The sequence below is a fragment of the Nocardia sp. CA-084685 genome (assembly GCF_050955785.1).
In the GTDB taxonomy this organism is placed as follows: domain Bacteria; phylum Actinomycetota; class Actinomycetes; order Mycobacteriales; family Mycobacteriaceae; genus Nocardia.
This window is the reverse complement of record NZ_CP192094.1, coordinates 1584776-1598117: the sequence shown is the minus strand read 5'-3', so window position 1 is coordinate 1598117 and position 13342 is coordinate 1584776. Positions and strand designations below refer to the sequence as shown.

The window sequence follows — 13342 nt, the reverse complement described above, 5'->3', positions numbered from 1 at the left end:
GTGATGAGTTTCGAACCCCGCGTAGTGGTGATCACCGGGGCGAGTGCGGGCATCGGTCGCGCGGCCGCACGCGAATTCGCTTCGAGCGGTTGTAAAGTCGCGCTGCTCGCCCGCGGCGATGCCGGACTCGCCGCCGCGGCCGATGATGTGCGCGCCGCGGGTGGTGAGCCGCTGACGATCGCGCTCGATGTCGCGGATTACGCGGCGGTCGAGGCCGCGGCGACGCAAACCGAGGAGGTGCTCGGGCCCATCGATGTCTGGGTGAATTCGGCTTTTACCTCGGTATTCGCCCCCTTCGAGCAGATTGCGGCCGCGGAGTTCCGGCGAGTCACGGAGGTCACCTATCTCGGCACCGTGCACGGCACCATGGCCGCCATATCCCGGATGCGGGCACGTGATCGCGGCGCTGTCGTACAGGTCGGCTCGGCGCTCGGCGCCCGCTCGATTCCACTGCAGTCGGCGTATTGCGCCGCCAAGCACGCGATCAACGGGTTCACCGAATCGGTGCGGGTCGAGCTGATGCACGAGGGCAGCAATGTGCACATCACGCTGGTGCAGGCGCCCGCGGTGAATACGCCCCAATTCTCCTGGGTGCTGTCGCGCTTGCCGAAGCGGCCACAGCCGGTGCCGCCGATCTACCAACCCGAGATCATTGCGCGCTCGATCGCCTTTGCCGCGAAACACCCTGAGCGCAAGGAGTATTGGGTCGGCGCGAGCACGACGGGAACGCTGCTCGCACAGCGGCTCGCACCCAGCCTGCTCGACCGCTATCTCGCCCGCACCGGCTACGAGTCACAACAGACCGATACCGACGCCGACACACGCCCCGCCAACCTCTGGGAACCGGTCGACCGGTCCGGCGGACACGACTTCGGTGCGCATGGCGAATTCGATAATCGTGCGCATCGGCGCAGTACCCAGGCCTGGTTGAGCCGGGGACTCGAGTCATTGGCCAGCGGGTTACGTAGGCATTAGGCGCTCCAGGACGATATTCCGGGTGATTCGGCGCACCGGCGCGCGATATCGAACTCCTGATGATCGGCGGTATAGCCCACAAACCCTGACGGCCTCGCCGCGGCGGCGATTAGCCGGCCGAAGCGCGGGTATGGCGCACATATGGTCCCGACGATCGACCAACTGCTCCACGCACTCACCCGCGCGGTCAACCAGCTGATGGATGCCGATATCCGCTTCGCGATCGCGGGTGGTTGCGCGGTCTACGCGCGCGGCGGGCCCGCCTCCGAGCACGATGTCGACATCTTCATCAAACCCGCCGACCTGGCAGAGGCCCGCAGCGCGCTGGCTCGTGGCGGTTTGCGAATCGCCGATCCGCCGGAGGACTGGCTGACGAAGGTCTATGACGGCGGCGTCCTCATCGACCTGATCTACCGGCCGAACAATCGCCCCGTCACCGACGAATTGCTCGATCGCGCCGATGTGATGCGCATCGGCCCGACGATGGCGCCGGTGATCAGCGCGAGCGACCTGATGATCGACAAATTATTGGTCTTCGACGCGCACCGGCTGGACCTGAGCCCGCTGCTGACGATCGCGCGCGATCTACGCGAACAGGTGGACTGGGATCGGGTGCGCAAGGAAACCGATATTTCGCCGTATGCCCGGGCCTTCCTCGGACTGCTGGACGATCTCGGAATAATCGAGCCGAAGCGGGTGGTGTGAATGGAACGACCGCAATATCTGGTCGCGCATCTGCGCCGAGCGCTGGCCGAGGATCCGCGCACCGCCGAACTCGGTGTGCAGGTGACGATCCGCGGCGACGTCGTCGTACTCGGCGGCGAGGTGAGCAGTATCGAACGCAAGATGCAGATGGAAAACGTGGTGCGCGAACAGCTTCCGCGCGCCCGCATCCACAACGACGTGCACGTCACGCCGCCATGCGCGCCGGGAGCCGCCGAGGCCCTGGCGGACTGAGACCGAAAGGAGGGCGGCACATGCGGATCGCGGCAATCGGTGACGTCCATCTCGGCGCCGAGTCGGGCGGCGAACTGCGCCCGGCACTCGCGGAACTGCCCGACCGTGCCGATGTGCTGCTGTTGGCCGGTGATCTCACCCGCCACGGCACCGTCGAGGAAGGCCGTGTCGTGGCCGCGGAATTCGCCGATCTCGGTGTCCCGGTCGTCGCGGTACTCGGCAATCACGACCATCACAGCGACGCACAGCACGAGATCACGGCCGAGCTCACCGATCACGGCATCACCGTATTGGAGGGCACCGCGACGAAATTCGCCGTGGACGGCCACACCCTCGGCATCGCGGGCACGAAGGGCTTCGGCGGTGGCTTCGCGGGTAAATGCGCGAGCGTCTTCGGCGAACGCGTGATGCGTGAATTCGCCGCGCACTCCGTCGACCTCGCGGAGATGTTGCGCGACGCGCTCGCGGGCCTGCACACCGATATCACCATCGCGCTGACGCACTACTCCCCCATCAGCGACACTCTGCACGGCGAACCGCGTGAGATCTACCCATTCCTCGGTTCTTATCTACTCGGCGAAACCATCGATGACCAGCAGGTCGACCTCGCGATCCACGGGCATGCGCATGCGGGTATCGAACGCGGCACCACACCGGGCGGCATCCGGGTACGCAATGTGGCCTTACCGGTAGTGCGCACCGCCTACGTCGTCTACGAGCTGAAGCCGGAAACAAAAGAATAATAAGGAGTACCGATGCGCTCGATCGGATCCCTCGCCACGCTGGCCGCGGCGACCGTGGCGGTTGCCCTGCTCGCCGGCTGCGGCGGTAATGGCCCCCTCGACCCGGCGGTGCCCGCCACCCCGACCTCCCACCCCGATATCACCATCACCTTCTCGTCCCCTGGCAGTTCCGCCCAGGTGCCCAATCCGGACGAGATCACCCCGGCGGCGGCAGCACAGCTGTGCGACATGCTGAAACCGGAGGTGGGCCGTTGGCGCTCCGAGGGCGCGCAACTCGGCAAACTCGGCTTCAACGGCACGGTGCACGATTGGGCGGCCCGCAACGGGGGCCTCAACGACACCGTCGTGACGGACCGCGCCATCGTCGATCGCATCACGACCACCCAATGCCCGGACGTCCGGCAACAGGTGCTCGACGCACTGAGTATCAGCACCCTCGCCGACGGGCTGGCGGGCTTCGGCCGCTGACCGGTTATGTCGATAGAGTGGCGCGGATTCCGGCCAGGATGACCCGCAGCCCACGCTCGTATTCCACATCGGTATCGGCGTCGAACAGCTCGCCCACCATCCGGGCGGTCCGCGGATAACGCTCGGCATCGACGGTCTGCGCGATCCGCGCGGAATCGTAGGGATTGCCATCGGCGTACTCCGCACCGGCTTGCGCCTGTTCCTCTATGACGAACCCGATCGTGTAGTGCAGCAGGATCGGGAACACCCGCTCGGCGTCGACCAGCGCGAAACCCGCGTCCTCTAGCGTGCGCAAGGTCAGTTCCACCGTGCGCCACATGGCTTCCTCGTTGACATAGGTTCCGGCGAGTACCTTCGCCCCGTCTCGATAGCGCAGCATCGATCGGCGCAACCGCCCAGCCACCGCCACCACCCAGTCCTGCCAGTCCTCGCCCTGCCGCGGCGCCTCGATCCCATCGACAGCGGAGACGAATACCCGCCGCGCCATCGCATCGAGCAGTTCGCGCTTGTTCTTGACGTGCCAATACAGCGCGGGCGCCTGCACATCCAGGGCCGCGGCCACCTTCCGCATGGTCAGTCCGTCGAGACCGACCTCGTCGAGCAAACCCAACGCCGCCTCGGCGATCACTGTCGCATCGATCTTCACTGTCACCTCCTGCTGTCCGATGGTTGACAGCTTAACAATGTTCTGGTCTCCTTAACAACGTTAAATCGCTTAACAACGTTAAGGAGACCGACATGGACACGACCGATGTGGTGATCGCCGGCGCCGGACCGACCGGGCTGATGCTGGCCTACGAATTGCGGCTGGCCGGTGTGGATGTCGCGCTCGTCGATGGACTCGCGGCGCGCACCGGCGAATCGCGGGCGGGTGGCATCCACGCCCGCACCATGGAAGTCCTCGATCAGCGCGGCCTACTCGACGAACTGCTCCCGCTCGGCCGTGTCATGCAGGCCGGGCACTTCAGCGGCCTGCCCCTGGACTTCAGCGACTTCGATACCCGCTACCCGTTCACCCTCGCCGTGCTGCAATCGGTGATCGAACGCGAACTCGACCGGCAAGCAACCGAACTCGGCGCGGTCGTGCAGTGGGGTTCGCCCGTTATCGGCTTCCAGCAGGACGCGTCGGGTGTCGAGGTGGAGATAGGCGGACCGAATCCCCGCCGGATTCGCGCGGCGTACCTGGTCGGCTGCGACGGTGGCCGCAGTGCGGTACGCAAGCTGGCGGGCATCGACTACGTCGGCACCGACGCGACCGTGACGGGCATGCTCGCCGACGTCGAACTGGCCGATCCGCCCGCACAGCCCTTCTTCGGGCACCGCGCCGGTGCGGGCGACTTCTCCGCGGTCCAATTCGAGCCCGGCTGGTACCGACTCGTCGTACAGCGCCACGACCTCGTCCTCGAGCGCGGCACCGAACTGAGCTTCGAGGATTTCCGCGCCAACTTCGCCGAGATCGCGGGTACCGACTTCGGTATGCACAGCCCGCGCTGGATCTCGCACTACGGCGATGCCGCCCGCCAGGCCGACCGCTACCGCGTCGGTCGGGTCTTCCTGGCCGGGGACGCGGCGCACATCCACTACCCCGCGGGCGGTCAGGGCCAGAATCTGGGATTGCAGGATGCGATGAATCTCGGCTGGAAGCTCGCCGCCGCCCTGCGCGGCACCGCATCCGACGAACTTCTCGACACCTACGAATCCGAGCGCCACCCCATCGCCGCCCGCGTCCTGCACAACACCCGCGCCCAGACCGCCCTCGGACGACCCGGCCCGCACACCGACGCACTGCGCGACATCATGAGCGATCTGATCGATATGGACCAGGTACGCCACCGCCTCGGCCTGATGATCACCGCACTCGATATCCGCTACGACATCAAGGGCGAGCATCCGCTCATCGGCCGCCGCGTCCCGGATGCCGACCTCACCACCGCGGATGGCGACACTCGGGTCCACGAGCTGCTGCGCGGGGGCCGCCCGGTCCTGTTGGTGCTCAATGGAAACGACGTTCCGGCGGTCCCGGAATGGCACGACCGAGTCGAGATCATCAGCGCCGTCGGCCGCGACGAGCATTGGCCAATCCCCGGTTTCGGAACGATCCAAGCCCCCGCCGCCGTCCTGCTGCGCCCCGACGGCTACGTCGCATGGGCTACGGGCGAATCAACCTCCGCGGGTTTGACCGATGCACTCAGCACCTGGGTTGGCGGCACCGAATCCACACGCGGCTCGACTGGTCGATGACCCTGCCCACCATGCCGCACCGGCCGCGACAGCACCCGAGCCACCGCCACGAGCGGCAGCGCGCCAGCTATCCATAGCTGCCGCTCGGACGCGGTATCGCGATATCGCGGCGAACGCGCGATTCGATGCCGCGCGCCGACTCCAGCTCGGGATATCGCGCGCCTCTTTGTAATTCCTTTACAAAGACATGACCTAAATTAGGCATACCGATCGAATAAACCGGACAATAGCGGAAAGTTGGACGGTGACTGATTTGTCCGATTCAACGCGGCGCGCACGAGAGCACCGATTGATCTTGCGGTCCCCCGTGTGACACTGTCGCCCAATGGACATCGTCCGGAATCTCGCCCGAGAAAGATCAAAAACGTTGCCTTCCAAAAGGGTTGTTAATGTGTATGCTATCGATCAATTAAGACCCCACTACGAGGTGGGATGACCGGCGAAGGCGGTGTCGCAGTGGATGTCAACGCACTCCGAATGCGCCGTGCGACTGTCTTTGCCATCGGCGTCGGCGTGCTCACCCTGGCAGCTACCGGTCCGCTCGACCGGCTGCTGCTCGGTCTGTTCATCTGCATCGGACTCGGACTCGGTTGGGTGAATGCCCAACTCACCCGATTGACGGTCAACCGCGTCGCCGATGCCGAGAAACCGAGGAAACAGGGCCTCTACCTCTCCTCGGCGACTCGACTGATCGCAATAACCGGCGGTTCGCTCGCAGTGGGTTTCCTGGCAAGGCCGCACGGCATCGGAATCTTCTTCGGCATGGCCGCCTTTCAAGTGATTCTGGTGTTGGTCACCGTCTTGCCTGAAGTGAAGGAGCTTCGCCAGCAATCATGACGAATCAAATCGCCTTCATCGCCAAGTCGGCGCTGCCGGTCCTCGCGGAGGAAGCGCCCGCAGAAGAGCCGAAAATCAAGGTCGGCGAACACGCGGTCGCGCATCTGTGGGGTATGGACTTCAATGTCGACACGATCATCTCGACCGCCATCGCGGCGGCGATCGTGCTCGGTCTGGCGTTCTACCTGCGGGCGAAGCTGACATCGGGCGTACCCAACGGCGTGCAGTTGTTCTTCGAGACCGTCACGGTCCAGATGCGCAACCAGGTGGAAAGCGCCATCGGCATGAAGGTCGCGCCGTTCGCGCTGCCATTGGCAGTCACGCTGTTCATCTACATCCTGTTGTCGAACTGGTTGTCCGTGCTGCCGGTGCAGTACGGACACGGTGAATTGATCGCACCGCCCGCCTCGGACGTCAATTTCGTCTACGCGCTGGCCCTGTTCGTTTTCTTGATGTACCAGGGTGCGGGTGTGTATCGGCGTGGCCCCGGCGGGCACGCCAAGCAGTTGCTGAAGGGCCACACCGGATGGGGCCCGATGGTCTTCATCAATGTCATCGAGGAAGTCGCCAAACCGCTCTCACTGTCGCTGCGATTGTTCGGCAACATGTTCGCGGGTGGCGTTATGGTCTCGGTGATCGCACTGTTCCCGTTCTGGATCAGCTGGGGGCCGAATGCTATCTGGAAACTCTTCGATCTGTTCGTCGGAGCCATCCAGGCATTCATCTTCTCGCTGTTGACCGTCCTCTACTTCAGTCAGTCGATGTCGCTGGAGGACGAACACTAGCCCCAGCGACTACTTTCGGGTCGCTCTAAACAACGACAGATCGGCGCCGCCGATCGAGCACAGTAAAGAACAGGAAGTGAAAAATGGCAGACGCAACCACGGCAGCCATCGTCCAGGGCGCGCTCATCGGCGGCGGCATCATTATGGGCGGTGGCGCCATCGGCGCGGGAATCGGTGACGGACTCGCCGGCGCCGCGTTGATCAACGGCGTTGCCCGTCAGCCGGAAGCCGAAGGTCGCCTCCGCGGTAACTTCTTCCTGACCGTCGGTCTGGTCGAGGCGGCGTACTTCATCAATCTAGCGTTCATGGCGCTTTTCGTATTCGCTACTCCAGGTAAGTAATTAAGTATGACTCCGCGAACGGATGTTGTTGCCGAGGGAAACTTCCTGATTCCCAACGGCACATTCTTCGCCGAGCTGTTGATCTTCCTGATCGTGCTCGGGGTCATGTGGCTGTTCGTCGTTCCGCCGATACGCAAGGTATTGGCGGAACGTGAGGCGAGAGTCGCGGAGACCGCGGTCGACAATAAGGAAGCCAAAGCCTTGTTCGCCGACGCCGAAGCGAAGTATCAGGCGGCCGTCGCGCAGGCGCGCAGTGAGGCGGTCGAGATCAGGAACCAGGCAAGGGCCGAGGGCCGAGTTATCCTCGAGCAGTTGCGAAGTGAGGCGCAGGACGAGGCCGACAGGATCGTCGCGGAATCCGCGACGGAACTGCGGGCCCAGGCGGACCAGGTGGCCGCGGAGCTGCGTGATGCTGTCGAACCGCTCGCCGAGACATTGGCCGATCGAGTGCTCGGCATCAAGGATCGGCACGCCGGCTCCAGTGCCGGCCATCAGTCAGAGCGAGCGTAGCCAATGAACCTCAATAGCGGCATCCTTGCCGAAGGGGCCATCCACGCAGCCGGGTCCGAGGACTCGGGTATCTTTCACATCACCTTCGACTGGCCGATCTTCTTCAGCCAGCTCTTCGGCTTCGCGGTCATCATCTTCGTCATCGTCAAATGGGTGGCGCCACCGGTGAAACGGCTGATGGCCAAGGCGCAGAACAATATTCAGAAACAGCTCGAGGAGAACCAGCAGGCGGCCGACCGCCTCGTCGAGGCCAAACGCGCCTACGAGAATGCGGTCACCGACGCCCAGGCCGAACTCGAGCACATCCGTGAGGATGCGCGTGCCGACGCCGAACGCATCATCGCCAAGATGCGCGAATTCGCCGACGCCGAGGTCGCCCGGGTCCGCAGCCAGGGCCGCGATCAGATCGCCCAAATGCGCACCCAGCTCATCCGCGATCTCAAGGAAGAGCTGATCACCACGGTCATGGACAGCACCGAGGAAAAGGTGCGCTACGAAATCGGCAGCACCCACGTGGCCGCCGACAGCATCGACAAATTCCTCGAGGATCTCGAGGCCATGGCGAACGCGGAACCGCCGGTCCGACGCCGCGCCCAACCCTGGTCGTTGTAAGACCGGGTGGTCCACCGGCCGCATGTCCTGGCATGCTGGCCGCGTGAGCACCGCGCAGATCACCATCGATTTCGCGCCCGAATTGCGGCTGTTCGTCGCGGCCGCACAGCGGGACGGTCGCTCGGCCGTGCGGATCGACGGTGTGTCGACGCTCGGGCATATCGTGGAAGCGCTCGGCGTGCCGCTCACCGAGGTGGGCGAACTGCTGGTCGACGGTCGGTCGATGCGCCCGGCGCATATGCCCGCTGACGGCGAGGCGGTGTCGGTGCGCGCCGTGGTGCGTCCGCAGCGATTCGACGAACCGTTGCGGTTCCTGCTGGATATCCACCTCGGCACCCTGGCGCGGCGACTGCGGCTGCTCGGCGTCGACACTGCCTACGAAAATCCGGATATCGGGGATGCCGCACTCGCCACGCGCTCGGCAGCCGAACATCGCATCCTGCTCTCCCGCGATCGCGGACTGCTGCGTCGACGCGAAATCTTCGCTGGCGCATACATATACAGCCACCGCCCCGTCGAACAACTCGACGACGTGCTATCGCGCTTCGCACCGCCCCTCGCACCATGGACCCGCTGCACCGCCTGCAACGGCCCCCTGCGCGTGACCGATAAGCACACCCTGCGGGGGCAACTCCCGAACGAGACCGAACGCACTTACGACGCGTTCGCCCAGTGCCTCGACTGCGGCCGAACCTATTGGAAGGGTGCCCATCACGCGCGTCTCGACGCGATCGTCACCCACGCCCTCCGCTTCGGCACCTGAAGCATCGCCAAGCACCTTCGCGCGCCACCAACCCTCGCGCGCCAGACACCTTCCCCACGCCGCGCACCACTCTTCACGCCACGCACGGAATCGTGGGCAAAAGCGTACGCGGCGCGCCAATCAATGCGCGGGACCCGTTCTCGCTCAGCCAGATCACGCTCCGAATGCACCTTCGAGGCGGCCTGGGGAGCCGGGCCGAAGCGCCCCACGCCACGCACCTTCTGCCCGCCGCGCCCCTTCCGTACGCCGCGCACCTCTCCTCACGCCGCGCACGGAATCGTGAACGAAAACGTGCGTGGCGCGCCGATCAATGCGCGGGAGCCGTTCTTGCCCAGCTGGATCAGGCTCCGAATGCGCCTTCGAGGCGGCTGCGGGAGCCGGGATGGACGAGGCGGGCCACGCTTACCAAGGCGCTGGTGGACCAGGTGCGGCGGCGGATCTGGAGGCAGGGTTCGGTGCGGCGGATGCGCAGTAGTCGGCAGTCCTCCTGGCTGCCCTGTACCGCCTCGACGACGTGTTCGCCGCGTACCAGCGGGGCTACCTCGCTGAGGTAGCGGTTCGGAGTGGTCTCGGCGAAATTCTGGTCGAGGTAGCCGGGTGCGGCGGCGGGGTTGACGTAGCGGTCCTCCACCTGGATCGGCACCTCGTCGTCGAAATGCACCAGCAGCGAATGGAATACCGAATCGGTCGGCCAATCATCGAGCAGTGGGTTGGCGGTGTCGAGGGGTTCGCTGCGCAGGAAGATGACCTCGGTGCGGTGCCGGTGGCCGCGCTGCTGGATCTCATCGGCGATATTGCGCACCTCGAACAGCGGCGAGGCCACCTTCGCGGGCGCGACGAAGGTGCCGACCCCCATCATCCGAACGACTACCCCGGCCGCGGCCAACTCGCGCAGCGCTCGGTTGACCGTCATGCGTGAGATCCCGAGTGCGTCGACCAGCTGATGCTCCGACGGGAGCTGATCCCCCGCGACCCAACGTCCGGCGCCGATCTGCGTGCGGATCAGGGTCTTGATCCGCTCGTACGCCGGTGCGGAATCGGGTCCGGACGCCGCGAATAACACCGCCAGGTCTGCATCACCCACCGGGCGGGTCATCGGCCACCACCTCTCATGTCTGGCGGCAACCTTACAGCCTGCCTGGGAAACCCCTTTTCGGCGTTTTCCAGACACCATCCTTCTCGGATGTCCTCCGTGCGCACCATGAGACCGCGCACCTCGGTTTCCGCTTAATCCGGGCTGGTTTCACCGGCACCAGCGTGCGGACCACGCGCTCACGTCCACGGATGTTGGTCACCGGGCTCCGGGCTCCGGGCTCCGGGCTCCGGGCTCCGGGCTCCGGGCTCCGGGCTCCGGGCTCCGGGCTCCGGGCAGTGATCGTATGTTCCGGAGAGGGCAGTCCGGCCCAGAACACCGACAGAGTTGTCACACGCGATCTCAGCCGTTCCGGTTGACAGTCACTTGTATATACAGGACTATGCATCTGGGCAGGCTGTCCCAGCTGCTGCTTCTCCTGATGGAAGGCGGATCCATGCCGCACAACGACGAATTCGACGCCGGACTGCAGATCGAGCGCCGCACCATCGAAGTAATTCCGGATGCCGAACGCCACGGCACCGCGCGCAATCAATTCACCCTGTGGTTCGGGGCGAATATGCAGATCACCGCCATCGTCGACGGTGCGCTCGCGGTGGTATTCGGCGCCGACGCGCTGTGGGCGATCCTCGGATTGCTGCTCGGCAATATTCTCGGCGGCATTGTCATGGCGCTGCATTCGGCGCAGGGTCCCCGGCTCGGATTGCCGCAAATGATTTCCAGCCGAGCGCAGTTCGGCGTCCTCGGCGCGGTAATGCCGCTGTTGCTCGTGATCGTGATGTATCTCGGTTTCGCCGCGACCGGTACGGTATTGGCCGGGCAGGCGGTGAACAAGATTCTGCATGTGGACAATTCGACCGTCGGCATACTCGTCTTCGGTGCGCTAACGGCAGTGGTCGCGGTGACCGGCTATCGGCTGATCCACGTCATCGGACGGATCGCCACCGTGGTCGGCCTTGTCGGCTTCACCTACCTGACGATCCGTCTGTTCGCCGAATACGACGTCAGCGCCTACGTCGGCAGCAAATCCTTCGACATCGTCACCTTCGTCCTCGCGGTCTCCCTCGGTGCCGGATGGCAGCTGACCTTCGGACCGTACGTCGCGGACTATTCGCGCTATCTGCTCCGCTCGACCAGTGCGCGGACCACCTTCTGGTCCACCTTCGCGGGCAGCGTGCTCGGGTCGCAGTGGGCGATGACGCTCGGTGCGCTGGTGGCCGCCGTCGCCGGAAAAGCGTTCCTGGGCAACCAAGTCGGCTTCATCGGCGATCTCGCGGGCCCGTCCGCCATCGCGCTGCTGATCTACCTGGTGATCGTGGTCGGCAAGCTGACGGTGAACTGTCTCAATGCCTACGGCGGGTTCATGTCCATCCTGACCTCGGTGACAGCATTCAACGGCCACTCGCGCACCACCCAGGCCACCAGGGCGGCCTATATCGTCGGCTTCACCGTGGTATCCATGCTGATCGCCATCGGCGCCAGCGCCGACTTCCTCAATAACTTCAAGAACTTCGTGCTCGTCCTGCTCATGGTGTTCACGCCATGGAGCGCGATCAACCTGATCGACTACTACCTGATCTCGCGCGAGCGCATCGACATCCCGGCGCTATACGATCCGACCGGCCGCTACGGACGGTGGAACGTCACCGCCCTGGCCTGCTACACCCTCGGCATCGTGGCTCAGATCCCGTTTCTCGCGCAGAAGCTCTACACCGGCCCGATCACCGATATGCTCGGCGGAGCGGATATCTCCTGGATCGTGGGCATCGTCTTCACGGCGGCCATCTACTACCCGCTCGCACGTCGCACGAGTAACCCGCCCGATCGGATGATCTACCCCGCGGACACCGTTGCGGCGACCCGGGTTCCAGCCGAGTAGTGCGTGCGGCTCTGCGCGAAGCCCCTGATGTGCGAGCCCATTTGGGTGCTCGCGAATGCTCGATCATTGCGTCCATCACGAGATCCTGCCCACCGATCGCCGCTATGTCCCGGGCACGATGGTCATGGAGACGAGTCGGCGCAGCGGCGAAGGGTGGGCGACCGTGCGCGATGTGCTGTTGGTCGGGTCCTGGCGACACCAGACGCCGGGCCGTAGCGCCCATTATCGAACCGCCTCGCCCTCAGCATTATTCGCGATTGTCGAAGAGGTGCGGCGGATCCGCCGCTGCCTCCACAACCGTCGCAGTGCGAGGTCGTGTCCGATAATGCCGTTCGGTGAATAGCGGCCATGGACGCACTAGGCCCGCCGATCACAACGGGCAGACGTGGGCGCTGATCTGAACGGCGCGATACGGCCGTACTGAAGTGCCGTCACGACGGTGACATAGATGCAATCTACGGTAAACGGAGCTGTGGACGGCTGGATAGCTTCGAGTTTCACAGGAATCGGCCGGAGCAGCTCGCCAGTGACGCATTGAAGAACGCGAATCTGCGACGCCTACGAGATGCGATTTGCCCAGCCTCGAATTCGCGCATGGCGCAACATGGGTCGCTTTCGGTCGGTGGACACCCGAGTGGGTGCGAGCCGAACCTCATGAGCTAGACGCCGCCGAACTCACCGCGGCCGAACGTGCCGCGCTGCGCCTGCGCGGTCAGTAGCGGATCGCGGAATGGCTGGCCGAGATCGACGGCGGCCGGTGCGCTGGAAGACCTTTCACGGCACCGGTGGCCGGCGCGCCGCGGTCGATGCCGGACGTATAACGCGAAGCTATCTTCGCGGGCCGCACCATCCAGCGAATGTGGCACACCACTACCGCGAAAGGCATTGCACTGCAACCGATGACCACACAGGTTCACCTCTTCGCCCGCCTGGAACGCGGCGGCAAGTGCGCACAAGCCGAACTCGTGGAGCCGCGCGCACGCTTTCAGCGGGTATTCGAGACCAGCGTCGGTTCTGTATGCCTCGGCAAGCAATTCCGTTTCCAACTCGCCTACGATCTCGACGAATTGAGCCACAGATATCGGCGATGATTCCGCGAGGTGCTGGGCAAATCAGATTCCCCGCTGCATGCCGACCA

Annotated in this window: 16 protein-coding genes; 14 read left to right on the top strand and 2 right to left on the bottom strand. The window is 64.7% G+C overall.

Annotated elements, in window-relative coordinates; all coding sequences use genetic code 11:
- Positions 1–3 precede the first annotated feature (3 nt).
- From ACQP2U_RS06850 to ACQP2U_RS06830, 5 genes are all read left to right on the top strand, one after another.
- A complete protein-coding gene (locus ACQP2U_RS06850) occupies positions 4–975 on the top strand; it encodes an SDR family oxidoreductase (RefSeq protein ID WP_433713896.1) in 972 nt (323 codons plus the stop codon).
- A gap of 141 nt (positions 976–1116) precedes the next feature.
- Positions 1117–1680: a nucleotidyltransferase family protein gene (locus ACQP2U_RS06845; protein ID WP_433713895.1), complete on the top strand. Its 564-nt coding sequence runs from the start codon at positions 1117–1119 to the stop codon at positions 1678–1680.
- Complete coding sequence (locus tag ACQP2U_RS06840; protein WP_397035080.1) at positions 1681–1932, top strand: BON domain-containing protein; 252 nt, start codon at positions 1681–1683, stop codon at positions 1930–1932. It begins immediately after the preceding gene.
- Positions 1933–1952: 20 nt separating this feature from the next.
- Positions 1953–2675: a metallophosphoesterase family protein gene (locus ACQP2U_RS06835; protein ID WP_397035081.1), complete on the top strand. Its 723-nt coding sequence runs from the start codon at positions 1953–1955 to the stop codon at positions 2673–2675.
- Between the two features lie 12 nt (positions 2676–2687).
- On the top strand, positions 2688–3143 hold the full coding sequence (locus ACQP2U_RS06830) for a hypothetical protein (protein ID WP_433713894.1): 456 nt from the start codon (positions 2688–2690) through the stop codon (positions 3141–3143).
- A gap of 4 nt (positions 3144–3147) precedes the next feature.
- Here the strand turns inward: ACQP2U_RS06830 and ACQP2U_RS06825 are convergent, their stop codons facing one another.
- Positions 3148–3789, bottom strand: coding sequence for a TetR/AcrR family transcriptional regulator C-terminal domain-containing protein (locus ACQP2U_RS06825; RefSeq protein WP_433713893.1), 642 nt, complete (start codon positions 3787–3789; stop codon positions 3148–3150).
- Positions 3790–3881: 92 nt separating this feature from the next.
- Between ACQP2U_RS06825 and ACQP2U_RS06820 the strand changes: the two genes are divergently transcribed.
- The 7 genes from ACQP2U_RS06820 to ACQP2U_RS06790 all read left to right on the top strand — a co-directional run bounded on the left by ACQP2U_RS06820 (position 3882) and on the right by ACQP2U_RS06790 (position 9232).
- A complete protein-coding gene (locus tag ACQP2U_RS06820; protein ID WP_433713892.1) occupies positions 3882–5384 on the top strand; it encodes an FAD-dependent monooxygenase in 1503 nt (500 codons plus the stop codon).
- Positions 5385–5816: 432 nt separating this feature from the next.
- Positions 5817–6221: a hypothetical protein gene (locus ACQP2U_RS06815; protein WP_433713891.1), complete on the top strand. Its 405-nt coding sequence runs from the start codon at positions 5817–5819 to the stop codon at positions 6219–6221.
- Between the two features lie 113 nt (positions 6222–6334).
- Complete coding sequence (atpB, locus tag ACQP2U_RS06810) at positions 6335–7006, top strand: F0F1 ATP synthase subunit A (protein WP_433716385.1); 672 nt, start codon at positions 6335–6337, stop codon at positions 7004–7006.
- A gap of 83 nt (positions 7007–7089) precedes the next feature.
- The gene (locus tag ACQP2U_RS06805) at positions 7090–7347 is read left to right on the top strand and encodes a F0F1 ATP synthase subunit C (RefSeq protein ID WP_040687366.1); all 258 of its coding nucleotides are present in this window, start codon (positions 7090–7092) and stop codon (positions 7345–7347) included.
- 6 nt (positions 7348–7353) lie between these two features.
- The gene (locus ACQP2U_RS06800; protein ID WP_433713890.1) at positions 7354–7857 is read left to right on the top strand and encodes a F0F1 ATP synthase subunit B; all 504 of its coding nucleotides are present in this window, start codon (positions 7354–7356) and stop codon (positions 7855–7857) included.
- Between the two features lie 3 nt (positions 7858–7860).
- Positions 7861–8469, top strand: coding sequence for a hypothetical protein (locus tag ACQP2U_RS06795; RefSeq protein WP_433713889.1), 609 nt, complete (start codon positions 7861–7863; stop codon positions 8467–8469).
- Between the two features lie 43 nt (positions 8470–8512).
- Positions 8513–9232 (top strand): Mut7-C RNAse domain-containing protein, encoded by a 720-nt coding sequence (locus ACQP2U_RS06790; RefSeq protein ID WP_397035088.1) that lies wholly within the window; start codon positions 8513–8515, stop codon positions 9230–9232.
- A 340-nt stretch (positions 9233–9572) separates the two neighbouring features.
- Here ACQP2U_RS06790 and hutC read toward each other — a convergent pair whose 3' ends face one another.
- The gene (gene hutC, locus ACQP2U_RS06785) at positions 9573–10328 is read right to left on the bottom strand and encodes a histidine utilization repressor (protein ID WP_433713888.1); all 756 of its coding nucleotides are present in this window, start codon (positions 10326–10328) and stop codon (positions 9573–9575) included.
- 433 nt (positions 10329–10761) lie between these two features.
- Between hutC and ACQP2U_RS06780 the strand changes: the two genes are divergently transcribed.
- The gene (locus tag ACQP2U_RS06780; RefSeq protein ID WP_433713887.1) at positions 10762–12204 is read left to right on the top strand and encodes a purine-cytosine permease family protein; all 1443 of its coding nucleotides are present in this window, start codon (positions 10762–10764) and stop codon (positions 12202–12204) included.
- 899 nt (positions 12205–13103) lie between these two features.
- Positions 13104–13295 carry a hypothetical protein gene (locus ACQP2U_RS06775; protein ID WP_433713886.1) on the top strand — a complete coding sequence of 64 codons (192 nt, stop codon included), beginning with the start codon at positions 13104–13106 and terminating at the stop codon, positions 13293–13295.
- Positions 13296–13342 lie beyond the last annotated feature (47 nt).